Here is a 14,090-nt window from a genome sequence, read left to right as displayed (position 1 = left end):
TCCAGGTTGGTCGTGCCGCTTCTTCGCGCCGTGCCTGCCGGGTGGAACCGGTCCGCGTGGAACCGGTCCGTCACACCGGGGTGAGGTCGACCGTCGCCTCGGCGATCCGGCCGCCGGACTGTTCGAGGCCGACGCGCGCCACCCACGGCCCGCCGTCGCGCGGCGGCAGGGACACCACGCACGTCACGGGCGCGTCCAGCTCGGCGAAGTCGGTGAACGTGGTGTCGCACCGGGTGAGGACCAGTTCGTGGGGGGAGGCGCCGCGCAGGCCGGCCGCGGCGATCGCGCCCTGGCGGAACACCTCGATCAGGTGGATGGCGGGCAGGTGATCGAGTTCGTGGTCGAACAGGGACGGATGCCGCTGGTCGACCACAACGGCGAACCGGGCCTCGTCCGCATCGGTCCCATCAGGACCGCTCGGGCCGATGACGACGTTGCGCTGGTCGCGCCTGCCCACCGCCGAGGCGGACAGCGGGGACGCGGGGGTGGACGCCCCGCCAGTCGGCTTGCCGGCACGGCGCAGTGCACGCAGATCGCGGTAGTCCGCACGGGGCATGAACATGAGGGCGCCCGCCATGGACATCGCCCGCGCGCCGTCCACGGTCACGTCGATGGCGAACGTCATGCCGGTCAGTTCACCGGACCGCATCCGGCGATCCGCCGTCCGCATGACGATGACCGCGTCGGCCGGGTCGCCGTGGTCGCGCAGCGCGTCGAGGTCGGTCACCTCGCAGGCCATCGTGTTGGCGATGAAGGCCCGGTCGGCCGCGACGTCGCAGTACCGGTGGGCGACCAGCACCGTGGCCTGGCGCGCGGCTTCGAGGACCATCAGGGGGTCGTGGAACGCCGTCGCGCGGTCGCCGAAGAGCCGGTGGCCGCGGCTCAGCTGGGCCGCGACCGCGAAATCATCCGGTGACGTCCTGGCCGAGTCGGTCAGCAGCACCTCGTGCACGGACCGGCGGTGCACCAATTCTTTGTGGACGGTCCGGTCGAATGCCAGACCATCGCCCGCCATTTCGCGGAACTCGGCCCGCGGGGCGGCCGCGGGTGGTTGGTGGTTCATGAGCACGTCCGTTTCATCACCGATGGCGGCATTAGCGCCGGGCGCTCACTGGAATGGTCTCGCGACGAGCATAGCCACAGTGGCCCCGGCATCCGCAACGTTGTAGGTTCGGATCATGCCTGAAATCGAATTGACCGCGGGTGTTATCGAGTACGACGACACGGGGGGACCGGGGCCGGTCGTCGTTCTCCTGCACGGCGTGCTGATGGACGGCTCGCTGTGGCGCGAGGTCGTCGCCGACCTCCGCGGCGAGTTCCGCTGCGTCGTGCCGACGCTGCCGCTGGGGTCGCACCGGCACCCGATGAACGCCGACGCGGACCTGTCGTTACGCGGGATCGCGGGCATCCTCGCGGAGTTCCTCGACCGCGTGGACCTGCGGGACGTCACGCTCGTGGGCAACGACACCGGCGGCGCGCTCGCGCAGATCCTGGTCGCCGACAACCCCGGGCGCGTGGCCAAGCTGGCGCTGATCGCCTGCGAGGCGTTCGACAACTTCCCGCCCGGCCTGCCCGGCAAGATGTCCGCCGTGGCCGGGAAGATGCCCGGCGGCATGTGGATGGCGGCCCAGCAGCTGCGGATGGCGCCCATGCGCAGGCTGCCGATCACCTACGGGTGGATGGCCAAGCGGCCCATCCCCGGAGACGTCATCGACAGCTGGATGCGGTCGGCCAGGAGCTCGCGCCCCATCCGGCGTGACTTCGCCCGGTTCCTCAAGTCGGGCGACCCCCGCCAGGAGCTGACCGAGGCCGCCCGGGGGCTGCCCGCGTTCACCGGTCCCGCGCTGGTGGTGTGGGCGGAGCAGGACCGGATCATGCCCGCCGAGCACGGGCGCGAGCTGGCCCGACTGCTGCCCGGGTCCGAGTTCGTCGAGGTGCCCGACAGCTACACCCTCGTTCCGCTGGACCAGCCGGGGCGCGTCGGCGAGCTGGTCCGCGCATTCGCCCACGGCAAACGGGCGGACGATTCCGCATAGGGCCGGTGGACGTTTTTGCGCCTTCCCGTTCTCATTCGGAATGATCGCCTCCGTACCCGTTCGATGAGAGGGAGAAACGCTGTGAGCGAGCAGGCGCTGAAAGAGATCGAGACGTTTGTCGACGACGTGTACACCGCGATGTCGAGGTTGGATATCGCGACCACGGCGAAGATGCTGTCGGCCGACCTCCAGGCCGCGGACGGGGTGACCCGCGGCTGGACGCGCGGCATCGACGAGATCGCCGAGCACCTGGCGAACCTGGAGAACAGCCTGGAGACCGAGAAGTCGCGGGTCCTCGACCTGACCGTGCGCAATTGGGGCGACACGGCGGCGGCCACCTTCGTCGTGGACCAGGAGTACACGATCTCCGGCGTCCGCCACCAGGTCCTCGCCCCGACCACGATGGTGATGCGCCGCGAGGACGGCGAGTGGAAGCTGGTGCTCTTCCACTCGGTGCCGCTGCCCACCCAGGAGTGAGGACGGGATCGAGCGCGCCGCTGACGGTGCTGGGAAACCTAGGGTCTTCCCGGCGTCGTCAGCGACGCACTCGCCTCCCCGGCGCGACAGGACTCGCCGGACGCCCAGGCGGTGTTTCGGAAACCACGTGCCGCCAGGGGCCGCATGCGGCGCGGACTGGACTCGCGGGACGCCCAGGCGGTGTTTCGTAAGTCCCTTGCCGCCATGGGCCGCATCCGGCGCGGCTGTCGTGAACACGGGCTTTCGAACCACCGCCTAGACCGGCTCCAGCCAGTCGGCGTGCGCCTGCGTCCTGCCGTGCACGACGTCGTCGACCGCGGCGGACAGGGCTCGGGCGACCGCGCCGGGCTTGCCGTCGCCGACCTTGCGGCGGTCGACCGACGCGATGGGCATGATCCCGGCCTGCGTGCCGGTGAGGAACACCTCGTCGGCGTTGTACAGCTCCGCGGGCAGGATGTCCTCGACCTCGACGGGGATGTCCAGCTCCTCGGCCACCCGCAGCACGGTGTCCCGGGTGATGCCCGCCAGCGCCCCCGAGCTGACGGGCGGCGTGCGGAGGACGCCGCGGCGCACGGCGAAGATGTTGTGGATGTAGCCGTCGACGACGTGGCCGCTCTGGTTGAGCAGGATCGCCGAGTCGTAGCCGCCCGCGAGCGCGTCGATCAGCGCCAGGGACGCGTTGAGGTACTGCCCGGTCGCCTTCGCGGTGAACGGGAGCGCGCTCGGCGCGGGCCGCTGGACGTTGCTGATCTTGGCGTGGAAGCCGTTGGCGTCCGGCTCGTTCACGTACGGGCCCGCGGTGGTGGCGATGACCGCGGTGCGGAACGGCGTGGTGGCGGGGTTGGCCCCCTCACCGAGGAACACCAGCACGCGCAGGTAGCACTCGCTGAGCCCGTTCGCTCGCACCACTTCCTTGCACGCCGCCTTGAGCTGCTCTGACGAGTACGGGAAGGTGCGCAGGTAGGTGTGGCCGCTCTCGTGCAGCCTGCGCAGGTGGTCGTCCACCCGGAACAGCGCGGGCCCGTCCTTCGTCTCGAAGCACCGGAACGCCTCGAAGAAGCCGATGCCCAGCATCAGGCCGTAGCTGGTGATGTGGGTCTGGGCCGAGCTCCACGGCACGAGTTCGCCGTCGTACCAGATGACTTGCTGTTGCTCCATGTGCCGTACCTCGTGGTCAGTGTTCGGGAATGGCGGACAACTCGGATGCGCGCGCCCGGGTCAGGACCCGGTCGAGCACGGCCGGGACCGACGTCGTCGGAGCGAGGCCGGCGAGGAGGACGATGTGGCCGTCCGGGCGGACCAGGCACAGCCGGGCGTCGGTAGCCCCGCCGAGGTGGTCGTGCAGCGCGCCGCCGGTGTCGGTGATCGCGCCGCTGGTGTCGGTGGTCGCGCCGAGGTGGTGGTGCAGCGCGTGGCCGGTGTCGGTGGTCGCGCCGCCGGTGTCGGCGATCGCGTCGGCGGACGCCTCGCCGCGGAGCAGGGTTCGCACGCCGACGAGCCCGGGGTGGCGTGCCGCCAGGTCCGCGTCGAGCGCGGCCACCTGGGCGGTCTGCGATGTCGACAGACCCGCCCCGGCCATGACCAGGAGGGTGAACGGGGTCTCGCGCAGCAGTCCGTGCGCGGTGTCCGGCGTGCCTGTCGGCCCCGCGAGCGGTGTGTCGGGCAGGCGCGTGCCCACCAGCGTGGGCGCGTCGTCGGTCGCGACGGCCGGGCTGCCCGCGTAGTTCACCGCGAGCTGGGCCAGCATCGGCACCATCGTCTTGGCGAGCGTCCCGCGGGCGCTGGAGCGCGAGAGCACGATGTCGCGCAGTTTGGCCTTGATGGGGGAGCGCATGGCGGCCGCGGTGGTCTGCTTGTCCACCGCGGCGGCGACCGCGACGGCGACCGGGCGGCGCTCGGCCTCGTAGCTGTCGAGCAGGGCGGGGCCCGCCTTCCCGGTGGCGACCATGGCGAGCTTCCAACCGAGGTTGTGCGCGTCCTGGACGCCGATGTTGACGCCCTGCCCGCCGACCGGGCTGTGGATGTGCGCGGCGTCGCCCGCGAGCAGGCAGCGGCCGGACCGGAACCGGTCGGCCAGCCGGTTGTGGATGCGCACCCTGGCGGCGCCCCAGCCCGCGTCGCGCAGTTCGGTCAGGATGGTCCCGCGTCCGCGCGTGCGCCGGTCGACCATCGACTGGACGAAATCCAGGTCGAGGTCGTCGCCCGTTTCTCCGGGGCGCACCGTCGCGGCGAATCGGTACCCGCCGTCGGGCAGCGGAATGACGACCAGTAGGCCATCCGGGGAGAAGTAATAATGCGCCGTGCCGCGCGGGGGCGCGATCTCGACGGCGGCGTCGACGATGACGAACTCGACGTTGGTCGCGGCGCCGTCGAAGGAAATGCCGGAGAGCTTGCGCACGGCACTGTGCGCGCCGTCCGCGCCGATCACCCAGTCGGCCTCGGCGAGCTCGCGGCCCGCCGGGCCCTCAAGCGCCACCGACACCGTGCCCGACCCCGCCGGCTGGGTCAACCCGGTCAGCTTGGTCCCGCGCTCGACGACGCCCCCGAGCCGGGCCAGCGCGGTGGTGAGCACCTGCTCGGTGTTGTTCTGCGGTGAGGACAGGATGAAGGGGAACTTGGTGTGGGACAGGCCATCGGTGGAGACAGAGGCGATTCTGCCGCCGCGCGAGTAGAAGTTCGCCGCCCGGAGTTGGTGGCCGAGGTCGACGGCGTGGTCCGCGGCGCCGAACCCGTCGAGCACCTCGAGCGAGCGGGTGGACAGGCCGATCGCCCGCGACCGCTCCAGCGGACCGGCGGCCTGGTCGATCAGCCTGCACGGCACCCCTCGGCGCAGCAGTTCGCAGGCGAGCGTGAGGCCGGTCGGACCCGCTCCGGCGATGAGAATCCCGGGGTTGTCAACCATAGTGTGCCCAATCCAGGTATGCCCAGGTCGGCTGAAAAGAATGCAAATGAGAGAGTTTCCCGATCCGCTGGGCACAGCCTAGGACACCGTCGATGGCCATTGCAAAATCCTGTTAATCTCTGGCCATTCGCGGCGGACGTGCCGGGTTCTCCAGGCGTTATCGCCGTCTCACACAGAAGGGTCGTAAGGATGCGTCCTGCGGTTTTGTACGTGCATGGTGCCTTTGTCCGCGACGGGGCGTGGTGGTGGAGCCGGGTCGCGGAGCCGCTGGCCGCGCGCGGCATCACCAGCCACGCCGTGGACCTGCCGAGCTGCGGTGCCGCCGCCCCGCTCGGCGGGTTCGCCGACGACGTGGCGACCGTCCGCTCCGCGATCGCCGCCATCGACGGGCCGGTCGTCGTGGTCGCCCACTCCTACGGCGGCATGGCCGTCACCGAAGCCGCGGCGGGCATGCCGAACGTGGCCCACTTGCTCTACGTCAGCGCGATCGTCCCCGACCTCCAGTCGGTGCTCACCAGCGGCTGGGTCCCGGCCGACGGCGCGGTCGCCACCACCGTCGACTTCCGCGAGGACGGCACGATCGGCGAGAACGCCCGGCACTTCGTCGACCGCCTGCTCTCCGCGTCCGACGAGGACACCAAGCAAGCCGCCATGACCCGTCTGACCAGGCAGAACGGTGCGGTCTACGCCCAGGAGACGACCGCGGCGGCGTGGCGCGAGATCGAGTCCACCTACGTGGTCTGCCGCGCGGACGGCGATGTGACCGTCGAGATCCAGCGGACCCAGGCGGCCAGGACCAAGGCGGTAATCGAACTGGACACCAACCACTTCCCGCACGTCGAGCGGCCCGACCTGATCGCCGACATCGTGGTCGACCTGGTCGACCGGGTCCCCACCGCCTAATTCCCACGGCTTCTCCGCCACATCGGAGAGCGGTCCCGCACCGGCTGGTGCGGGACCGCTCTCGTGAGCGGCCCGGATCGCGGTGAAGGGGACCGGATCGGGACGCTGATCAGGTGCGCAGCCGCTGCCCGACGAGGAGGTCGTCGAGCCGGGCGACGACCTCCTCGGTGCTGGTGAACTCGATCGCCTGCCAGCCCGCTTCCCGCGCCGCGGCGCAGTTCTCGGCGATGTCGTCGATCAGCACGCAGTCCTGCGCGGGCCTGCCGCACCGCAGCGCGCTGATGTCGTAGATCCGCCGCTGCGGTTTGCGGCAGCCCTCGCGGGAGGACAGGACGAGGTCGTCGAACAGGTCGGCGGCCACCACCCGCTGCCACTGCCCGTCGAACGCCGGTGGCATGTTCGACAGCAACCCGACGAAGTGGCCGTCCGCGCGCAGCCGCGACAGGTGCTCGACCAGCGCGGTGTTGGCCGTGCGGTCGGTGAACCACTTCTCCACGAAGTCCGTCAGGTCGACGGTGACACCGTGGTTCTCGGCGAGCACCCGGCCGAGCAGCGCGGCGTACCCCGGCGCGTCGACAAGGGGCGTGTCCAGCGGCTCCATCACGTCCGAGGTGCCGAACAGCGCGGCCACCTCGCGGATGGCGACGCCGAAGGTGGGCGGCGCGACCCCGATGCGTTCGCAGAACGCGGTGATGGTGACGGTGACCGGTGCGGTGAGCACCCCGCCGAAGTCGGACCAGACCGCCATCGTCGGCTTGACCATCGATCGTCCCTCCCTCATCGGCCGGCGAGCAGGCCGGGGAAGCGGTCCTGAAGGGACAGCACGAGGTTCTGCGCCCGGACTCCGAGGTAGGCCAGCGGCTCGGCGGGGTAGGTCTTGCGGGGCCCGCCGATGAACGGCATCGTCGAGTACGCGGTCTCCCGGTCGAGCATCAGGTCGCGCAGGGCCTTGCCGATCGTGTGGGTCAGCGCGACCCCGTTGCCGCAGTACCCGTGGGCGAAGAACACGCCGTCACCGAGGGTGCCGACGTGCGGGACGAAGTCGCGGGTCATGTCGAGGCACCCGCCGTACACGTGGGTGAACCGGACGTCCTTCCACACCGGGAAGTACCGGGCCAGCGTCTGCCGCAGCACCGTGGCGGCGGACAGGTTGCGCATGTGCCGGTCGTCCATGTCCCTGCCGTAGTGGTACGGCGCGGGCCCGCCCCCGACGAGCAGGCGGTTTCCGGCGGTCAGGCGGGCGAACACGATGAAGTTGAGCGCTTCCACGAACCCTTCGCGCCCCGCCCAGTCGACCTGCGCGAGTTGCCGGTCGGTCAGCGGCTCGGACACCGCCGCGTAGCTCCACAGCGGCTTGACCTCCCTGCGGAACTCCGGGAACTGGTGCTGGTGGGCGTTGGTGGCCAGCAGCATCTTGTCGGCGGTGACCGTGCCGCCCGGCGTGCGCACGACGTGGCCGCCGCCCACGCCCCGGATCACCTCGGTGGCCGGAGTGCGCTCGTGCACGTGGATCCCGGCCGCCCTGACGGCCCGGCTGAGCCCGCGGACCAGGCGGTGCGGGTTGACCAGCGCGCCGCTGATCTCCATGCCGCCGATGATCTCGGGTGAGCCGATCCGCCGGGCCATGGCGGCGCGGTCGAGCAGCTTGGGCGCGCGGGCGCCCATCTGCTCGATCATGGCGATGTCGCGCTCCAGCCACCGCATCTGGCTGGCGTTCGTGGCGACCTGGAAGTAGCCGTTGGGTTCGAGCTGGGCGTCGATGCCGTGTTGCCGGCAGAAGCGGTCCAGTTCGAGGATGGACCGGCCAACCAGCGAGTACGCGACCTTGGCCCGGTCGATGCCGAAGGCGTTGACGAACGCGGCGAGGTTGTGCCCGATCGTCGGGGTGACGAACCCGTCGCCGTGGCCCGAGGCCCCGCTGCCGGCGTAGTCCGCCTCCACGACGTGGATGTCCATCGAGGGCTCGGCCTGCTTGAGCTGGTAGGCGGTCCACATCCCGGTGTACCCGCCGCCGACGACGACCACGTCGCAGCGCACGTCACCGTCCAGCGGCGGACCGGGCTCGACGGTCTCGGTCTCGCGCCAGTAGATCGTGTGCTTGACCGGCACGGGCTGACCGCCGCCCCGGCGGTCCGTGGCGACGGCCCCGTGGCCGGTGTCGCTGTGCGGCACGTGGTTCACGCCCTTTCGAAGATGATGCGCGCCAGGCCGAGGTGGCGGCGGGTGAACGCGTCGACCGACGCGGCCAGGTACCGCAGGTAGTCGCCCACCACCTGCTCCCCGACCAGTTCGGTCGCCTCGTCGCGGCACGCCGCGAGGTTGTCGTGCCACTGGCGGCACGTCCTGGCGTACATGTCGGGGTCGTTGCGCACGGACACGACGTCGAACGCCCGCTCACTGGCCTCCAGCACCTCGGACAGCCACGGCAGCTCGGACTCGGGGAAGACCCGGTCGGCGATGAACAGCAGGTCCCGCACCGTTTGCCGGGACATGGCGGCGTTGTTGCCCTTGACGTTGGTCTGCAACGCCAGGCGTCCGCCGGGGGGCAGCCAGTCGCGGCAGCTGCGGAAGAACCGGCGGTACGCCTCGACGCGCCCCGCGCGGCGCAGGCCGAAGTCGGCGAAGTGCTCGAACGCCCCGATGGAGATGATGGCGTCGTAGGGCTGTTCCGGCTCGTGGTCGGCCCAGTTCTGCACCACCGGGGTCACCCGCGGGTCGCCGAGGCCCTGGACGTGCGCGGCCTGCTCGTCGCTGAGGGTCAGGCCGACGGCGGACTCGACCCCGTGCACGGTCACCAACCGGGTGAGCAGCGCACCCCAGCCGCAGCCGATGTCCAGCACGCGACGCGCACCCGCCGCGTTCGCTCCGTCCACCATGTAGTCGAGCTTGCGCATCTGCGCGTCGTCCAGGCTGAGCGCGGGGTCGCCGTCCCACAACGCGCAGGAGTAGACCCGTTCCTTGTCCAGCCACAGTTTGTAGAAGTCGTTGCTCACGTCGTAGTGGCTGCGGATCGCCGCCGCGGACGCGCCCTGGTACTCGATCTCCACCGTCATGCCGCCGGTCCTCCTGCCTGGCTCGCGGCCACGACCCGGTTGAGCCGCTCCATCCTGGTGGCCAGGGTCATCCGGCCCTCCAACCTGAACGCGGGCGGCCGCCTGCCGTCGACGTCGGTGAAGCCGTACTTGACGGCGAGGTCGCCCACGGCGACGCGGCTGCCCGACATCGCCATCAGGTCGGGGTCGGCGACCAGGTGGGCGAGGGCGCGGCCGACGTACTCCGGGGTGTGCACCACCTGCGCGGGGCCGTCGCCGAGCAGGGTCCAGGCCGCTTCCACCCGTTCGGTCCGCACGAACCCCGGGTGGATCGCCAGCGCGGCCACGCCGCGCTTGCGCAGGTCGTAGGCCATGCCGGTGACCATCCGGTCGGATGCGGACTTGCACACGTCGTAACCGGTCTGCCCGAGGTAGACGTCCCCGTCGGTGAAGGAGATGTTGGCGATCAGGCCCGTGCCCCGCTCGATCATCAGCGGCGCGGCGAGCTGGCCGGCGATGAACTGCGCGCGCAGCGACGCGGCGAAGGAGTCCCACCGCCACCGCGGTTGCTGCCAGAACGGCGCGTCGAACTTCGCCTCGTTGGAGCGCTCGTACCCCGACCAGGCGTTGTTGACCAGCAGGTCGAGCCGCTGGTGGTCCTCGGCGATCCGCGCGAACAGCGCTTCGTTGTCGGCGTCCACAGTGTGGTCGCAGCGGACCGCGATGCCGGTGCCCCCGCGCGCGGTGACCTCGTCGGCGGTGTCCTCCACCGTCCCCGGCAGGTCTTCGGTGCGGGCGCCGCCGCGGACGCTGCGGCCGGTCACGTACACCGTCGCGCCCGCCTGACCCAGCGCCGCCGCGATCCCGCGGCCGACACCGCGGCTGGCACCGGTGACCAGCGCCACGGCGTCCCGCAGGTCCGGCGGCGACCAGTCGTTCGTCGTCTCGTCCACTCTCAATCCTCCTGAACGCGGAAGCGGGTACTGCCGCGGGTGATCAGCCTCCGCGCTGCTGGGACCAGTAGCGCAGGCTCAAGCGGTAGGCGTCCGCGTCGGACACCTCGGGCAGGGCGTAGGTCGACCGCAGTTGCGGCCACGAGGTCGGCAGCACCCCGCCGCACGCGTGGGTGACCTCGCTGACGTCGATGAGCACCTTGAGGAACGCCCGCGACGTGGCCGGGACCTGGTCGAGCGAAACGGGCAGCGGTCCCGACGGGTCGATGACGGGGACCCGCCCGATCCGCCGGCCCCGCTCGTGGGCGTGCTCGACCAGCACGTCCTGGGCCTGGTCCACGGTCAGGGCGTCGGCGCCCCTGGTGATCCAGTACAGCGACCCGAGGTCGTCGGCCTCGACGGCGCGGGCGATGGCCTGCGCCGCCACGTCCAGCGGCACGATGTCGACCAGGTTGCCCTGGTGCGCCGGGAAGAACGGCGCCTTGCCCCGGCAGAACCAGTCCGACATGAACTGCACGATCTGCGGGCGGCTGCTCATCCCGGTGCGCGAGTCCCCGACGAGGTTGGTGGGGCGGTAGATGCTGTGCGGCAGCCCGCTCGCCGCCACCAGCCGCTCGACTTCGAGCTTGGACCAGATGTAGGGCGCCACGACGTTGTCCGGGCCGAGCAGGTGCAGCGCGTCGCGCTCTATCGCGTGCACGAAACAGGTGCTGACCAGGTGCACGGGCACTTCCGCGCGCGCGGCCAGGTCGATCACCCGCTGCGTGCCGTCGATGTTGATCGCCTGGTAGCGCTGCCTCGGCTGGCCCCACTCGGTCAGCGCCCCCGAGTGGATGACCACGTCGATCCGCTCGGCGATGGAGTTCCAGTCGCGCTCCGACAGGCCGAGCCGGGGCGCGCTCAGGTCGCTGCGGTGCACCTCGGCGCACTCGGGGACGTCGGTGTCGGAGTGGGCGAGGCCGATCACGGTGTGCTTGCTCAGCTCCCGGGCCACAGCACGCCCGATCACCCCGGACGCTCCGGTCAACAGGATCGTGCGCTTGCCCGCAGTGGATGTGGACACGCGCCTCACACCCCGGCCAGCGCGACGGTGGCCAACGGGGTGAACCGCCCGGTGTTCAGCATGTGCTGGCAGCGGTGCCGCTGGGTCTTGCCGCTGGGCGTCTTCGGCAGGCTGTTGCGCGGCAGGAAGACGCACTCGTCGAGCGCGATCGCCGCCTTCGCCATGGCCACCGTGGCGGCCTGGTCGGCCAGCTCCCGGTAGTTCGTCGTGGACTTGCCCAGCTCGACCAGCAGGGTCAGCCGGATCGCACCGCGGTCGTTGCCGGCGACCAGCGTGGAGGAGCCGCGGCGGACCCCGTCGAGCGCGTCGACCGCGTTCTCGATCTCCCGCGAGTACACCTTGCGCCCCGCGATCGAGATGACGTCGTCGACGCGGCCGACCGGGTAGAGCACGCCGTCGCGGACGAACCCGAGATCGCCGGTCAGCACCCCGCCGTCGACGAACCGCGCCGCCGTGCGCTCCCGGTCGTCGAGGTAGCCCATGGCCAGGCTCGGGGAGACCACGGAGATCTCGCCCAGCCGGTCGCCGGGCAAGGCGGCCAGGGCGGACAGGTCGACCCCGGCGCAGGGCACCCCGGCGCCGACGATCACCGTCGCGGACGGGGCGTCGGCGTCGACTTCCCGCAGCTCGCCGTCGGCGAGGGCGCCCGCGTCGAACGCCAGCGTGGTCGGCCGTTCGGCCAGGGGTGTGGCCGTGACCGCCAGGGTCGCCTCGGCCAGGCCGTACGCGGGCATGAACGCCTCCGGTCGCAGGCCGGCGGGCGCCAGGGAAGTGGTGGCCGTGAGCAGGGTGTGCGCTTCCACCCGTTCGGCGCCGATGATGCACGCGCGGACCTGCGACAAGCCCGTGTTCGGCCACTGCCGCACCCGGGAGGCCGAGCGCGCGGCCAGGTGCAGCCCGGTGTTGCTGCCCGCGGTGACGGTGGCGCCGACCTTGGCCATGTCCGAGAACCAGGTGCCCGGGGCGACCATGAACCGCTCCGGGGTGGACAGGTAGTCGTCGATGTCGGCCCACAGGCAGGTCAGTAGACAGCCGAAGAGGCCCATGTCGTGCGACAGCGGCAGCCAGGAGACCGAGACGTCCGCGCGCGGCGTCAACTCCAGCATCGTGGTGATCATGTCGAGCTGGGCGGCGATGGCCCTGGGGGAGAGCATGCAGCCCTTGGGCGTGCTGGTGCTGCCGGAGGAGTACTGCACGAACGCCAAGGCGTCCTCGTCGGGCGGGCTGGGGTCGACGCGACCGCTGCCCTCGAACGACTCCCACGACAACGCCGGGGTGACCGCGGTGATCTCCTCGGGGATCAGCCCGATCATCCGCTCTTCGACGATGAACGCCGCCGCGCCCAGCTGGGCGCAGATCTTGCCCAGCTGCGCGGCGTACTCCTGGACGTTCATCCCGCGTGCCGGGACGGGCAGCGACGCCACCGCCGCGCCCGCCATCCACGAGGCGAGCAGGCCGCGCACCGGCGACACGCCGTTGGTGAGCACGGTGGCCACCGTCGTGCCGGGGCGGACCCCGGCACGACGCAGGCCGAGCGTCATCCGCTCGGCGTCCCGCACGACCTCCGACCACGGGAACGCGGTGAACCCGTCACCGTCCCAGCAGTGCAGCGACGTCCGGTGCGAGGCCGCCGCGGTGAGCAGGCCGTCCCACAGCGAGCGCCCGGTGGGCGAGCTCACGCGGTCACTCGACATCGGCTACTCCGACCGTGGCGGCCTTGCGCTCGGCCAGTGGCCGGTCCGGGGCGGAGTCGGCCAGCCGGCCACCGCCGACGGTGAGCAGGCCCTCGGCCCTGCGCTCCTGGCGGTCCCGATCGATGCGGATGACGTCCGACGCGAGGCGGGTCTTCTCCAGCAGGAGGATGACCATCGCGCTGATGTCGACCTCCCACCAGCGCATCCCGTGGCTGGCCGAACGGGGGAACGCGTGGTGGTTGTTGTGCCAGGACTCGCCGAAGGAGAGCAGCGACAGCCAGCCGACGTTGCGCGACTCGTCCGGGGTGGCGAACCGGCGCCTGCCGAAGTAGTGGCCGATCGAGTTGACCGCGTAGGTGATGTGGTTGCTGACGAAGAACCGGACCAGCCCGCCCCACAGCATCCCGGCGAGGAAACCGCGCAAGGTGCCGCTGATCGCCAGGCCGAGCAGACCGGGCAGCACGACACCCGCCGCCACGATGGGCAGGAAGTACCGGGAGATGATCCGCATGTCCCGGTCGCGTACCAGGTCAGGGCAGTACCTGATGGGGTCGGACGAGAGCGACTTGTCGAACAGCCAGCCCATGTGGGCGTGCCAGAGGCCCTTGAGGGCGCCGAGGATGCCGGGCTCGTGGTCCTGGTACGGGCTGTGCGGGTCGCCGGGCTTGTCCGCCACGCGGTGGTGCCTGCGGTGGTGGGCGGTCCAGATGATCGGCGGGCCTTGGCCGGCCATCGAACCCGCAACCGCGAAGAAGATCTTGATCGGCCGGGTCGTCTTGAAGGACCGGTGGGCGAGCATCCGGTGGTAGCCGGTGGACACGCCAAGGCCCGCGATGACGTACATGACGCCGAAAACGATCAGGTCGGACAGCCACACGCCCTTGTTCCACAAGAGAACGACTGCGACAACGAGACCGAGTAGCGGCAGGATCGCGGAGATGAGGACAAAACCGTAGTGCTTGCGCCCATCCATGCGGAGTCTCCTTTCTGCGTTGGTCAGCGGCGCGTCCCCTGGATGCGCTCGCGGGCT

At 71.1% G+C, this 14,090-nt stretch carries 13 protein-coding genes; 3 read left to right on the top strand and 10 right to left on the bottom strand.

Annotated features, from left to right (window positions below; genetic code table 11):
• Positions 1-70: 70 nt before the first annotated feature.
• Positions 71-1,063, bottom strand: coding sequence for a ScbA/BarX family gamma-butyrolactone biosynthesis protein (locus F4560_RS13635; RefSeq protein WP_184920079.1), 993 nt, complete (start codon positions 1,061-1,063; stop codon positions 71-73).
• Between the two features lie 115 nt (positions 1,064-1,178).
• Between F4560_RS13635 and F4560_RS13630 the strand changes: the two genes are divergently transcribed.
• Both F4560_RS13630 and F4560_RS13625 read left to right on the top strand, forming a co-directional pair.
• Positions 1,179-2,036, top strand: a complete 858-nt coding sequence (locus F4560_RS13630; protein ID WP_184920077.1) for an alpha/beta fold hydrolase — start codon at positions 1,179-1,181, stop codon at positions 2,034-2,036.
• An 81-nt stretch (positions 2,037-2,117) separates the two neighbouring features.
• The gene (locus F4560_RS13625) at positions 2,118-2,513 is read left to right on the top strand and encodes a YybH family protein (protein ID WP_184920075.1); all 396 of its coding nucleotides are present in this window, start codon (positions 2,118-2,120) and stop codon (positions 2,511-2,513) included.
• 255 nt (positions 2,514-2,768) lie between these two features.
• On the opposite strand, the gene F4560_RS13620 is transcribed toward F4560_RS13625, so the two are convergent.
• Both F4560_RS13620 and F4560_RS13615 read right to left on the bottom strand, forming a co-directional pair.
• Positions 2,769-3,671 carry a branched-chain amino acid transaminase gene (locus F4560_RS13620; RefSeq protein ID WP_184920073.1) on the bottom strand — a complete coding sequence of 301 codons (903 nt, stop codon included), beginning with the start codon at positions 3,669-3,671 and terminating at the stop codon, positions 2,769-2,771.
• 16 nt (positions 3,672-3,687) lie between these two features.
• Entirely contained in the window at positions 3,688-5,415 is a 1,728-nt protein-coding gene (locus tag F4560_RS13615) for an FAD-dependent monooxygenase (protein ID WP_184920071.1), read from the bottom strand.
• Positions 5,416-5,625: 210 nt separating this feature from the next.
• Here F4560_RS13615 and F4560_RS13610 point away from each other — a divergent pair, with 210 nt between their 5' ends.
• The gene (locus F4560_RS13610) at positions 5,626-6,318 is read left to right on the top strand and encodes an alpha/beta hydrolase (RefSeq protein WP_184920070.1); all 693 of its coding nucleotides are present in this window, start codon (positions 5,626-5,628) and stop codon (positions 6,316-6,318) included.
• Between the two features lie 109 nt (positions 6,319-6,427).
• Here the strand turns inward: F4560_RS13610 and F4560_RS13605 are convergent, their stop codons facing one another.
• The 7 genes from F4560_RS13605 to F4560_RS13575 are packed head-to-tail and all read right to left on the bottom strand — an operon-like array spanning position 6,428 to position 14,033.
• Positions 6,428-7,081, bottom strand: a complete 654-nt coding sequence (locus tag F4560_RS13605) for an HAD-IA family hydrolase (protein ID WP_221483479.1) — start codon at positions 7,079-7,081, stop codon at positions 6,428-6,430.
• A 14-nt stretch (positions 7,082-7,095) separates the two neighbouring features.
• Entirely contained in the window at positions 7,096-8,499 is a 1,404-nt protein-coding gene (locus tag F4560_RS13600; RefSeq protein ID WP_221483478.1) for an NAD(P)/FAD-dependent oxidoreductase, read from the bottom strand.
• Entirely contained in the window at positions 8,496-9,371 is an 876-nt protein-coding gene (locus F4560_RS13595; protein ID WP_184920068.1) for an SAM-dependent methyltransferase, read from the bottom strand. Before F4560_RS13595 ends, F4560_RS13600 begins: the two co-directional genes overlap by 4 nt.
• On the bottom strand, positions 9,368-10,303 hold the full coding sequence (locus F4560_RS13590; RefSeq protein ID WP_184920066.1) for an SDR family NAD(P)-dependent oxidoreductase: 936 nt from the start codon (positions 10,301-10,303) through the stop codon (positions 9,368-9,370). Before F4560_RS13590 ends, F4560_RS13595 begins: the two co-directional genes overlap by 4 nt.
• 43 nt (positions 10,304-10,346) lie before the next feature.
• Positions 10,347-11,366 (bottom strand): SDR family oxidoreductase, encoded by a 1,020-nt coding sequence (locus tag F4560_RS13585; protein ID WP_184920064.1) that lies wholly within the window; start codon positions 11,364-11,366, stop codon positions 10,347-10,349.
• Positions 11,367-11,371: 5 nt separating this feature from the next.
• Positions 11,372-13,045: an AMP-binding protein gene (locus F4560_RS13580; RefSeq protein WP_221483477.1), complete on the bottom strand. Its 1,674-nt coding sequence runs from the start codon at positions 13,043-13,045 to the stop codon at positions 11,372-11,374.
• Positions 13,046-13,049: 4 nt separating this feature from the next.
• The gene (locus tag F4560_RS13575; protein WP_184920060.1) at positions 13,050-14,033 is read right to left on the bottom strand and encodes an acyl-CoA desaturase; all 984 of its coding nucleotides are present in this window, start codon (positions 14,031-14,033) and stop codon (positions 13,050-13,052) included.
• Between the last annotated feature and the right edge of the window lie 57 nt (positions 14,034-14,090).

Origin of the sequence: Saccharothrix ecbatanensis (assembly GCF_014205015.1) — a bacterium.
GTDB lineage: Bacteria > Actinomycetota > Actinomycetes > Mycobacteriales > Pseudonocardiaceae > Actinosynnema > Actinosynnema ecbatanense.
Note: the sequence above shows the minus strand (reverse complement) of the source record. Positions and strands in the feature narration are given on the sequence as shown.

Coding starts and splice junctions, on each gene's coding strand:
- F4560_RS13605 (WP_221483479.1), bottom strand. CDS start 7,081: ATGGTCAAGCCGACGATGGCGGTCTGGTCCGACTTCGGCGGGGTGCTC.
- F4560_RS13635 (WP_184920079.1), bottom strand. CDS start 1,063: ATGAACCACCAACCACCCGCGGCCGCCCCGCGGGCCGAGTTCCGCGAA.
- F4560_RS13630 (WP_184920077.1), top strand. CDS start 1,179: ATGCCTGAAATCGAATTGACCGCGGGTGTTATCGAGTACGACGACACG.
- F4560_RS13575 (WP_184920060.1), bottom strand. CDS start 14,033: ATGGATGGGCGCAAGCACTACGGTTTTGTCCTCATCTCCGCGATCCTG.
- F4560_RS13620 (WP_184920073.1), bottom strand. CDS start 3,671: ATGGAGCAACAGCAAGTCATCTGGTACGACGGCGAACTCGTGCCGTGG.
- F4560_RS13615 (WP_184920071.1), bottom strand. CDS start 5,415: ATGGTTGACAACCCCGGGATTCTCATCGCCGGAGCGGGTCCGACCGGC.
- F4560_RS13595 (WP_184920068.1), bottom strand. CDS start 9,371: ATGACGGTGGAGATCGAGTACCAGGGCGCGTCCGCGGCGGCGATCCGC.